This window comes from Polynucleobacter sp. UK-Mo-2m-Kol15, assembly GCF_018881505.1.
In the GTDB taxonomy this organism is placed as follows: Bacteria; Pseudomonadota; Gammaproteobacteria; order Burkholderiales; family Burkholderiaceae; genus Polynucleobacter.
On the sequence record NZ_JACVQC010000004.1, the window covers coordinates 1 to 629 of the forward strand.

The 629-nt window shown below is 41.3% G+C and carries 1 pseudogene; it reads right to left on the reverse strand.

Annotated features, from left to right (window positions below):
- Positions 1–629: pseudogene (locus ICN43_RS11085) on the reverse strand (hypothetical protein); the annotation flags it as partial.

Genomic DNA, 629 nt, shown 5'->3' on the forward strand with positions numbered 1-629 from the left:
AATACAAATACGTTCTCTGGTAGCCCAAGCTCTGCTCTTGTAAATACCCTAGAAGAAGCAAGCCGCTTTGAATCATCCACTATGTAGGTATCGGGAAGCGATACGACTTTTTCGGTATAGAACTGCTCAGACTGGGCTGGAATGATAGTTTTATCCGCCACAATATAGTCTATAAAATTAGCGCCAATGGTTCCAGGGTAGCCCAACCAATTGACTTGGATTGGTGCGGCACGATAAGAAAAAATTCCAGTTCGATTATCAGAAGTGTAGCCACTCAAATCTACCGCAATATCCACACGCAATTCTCTTGAGAGTTTTGCAATATCTAAATCCGACATACCCCTCACGTCAATAAATTGACTAAAAGCCTGACTTAAGCGTGTACGTATAGGGCTTTTATCATCAACACCGAAAGAAAAGGCGATGATTTCAAACCGATCTTTATCATGCAGCTCAAATAGCTCTGCAGTTAAGATGGAGACAGCGTGATTTTTAAAATCAGCAGAAAAATAGCCGATGCGTATTTTCTCTTTTTTGGGATGCTTGGGAATAGGGCCTAATATGGGATTTTCTGGATACTTATTTCGAGCAAAAATCTCCGATGCCTGTTTATGCAAAGAGGCATCGTC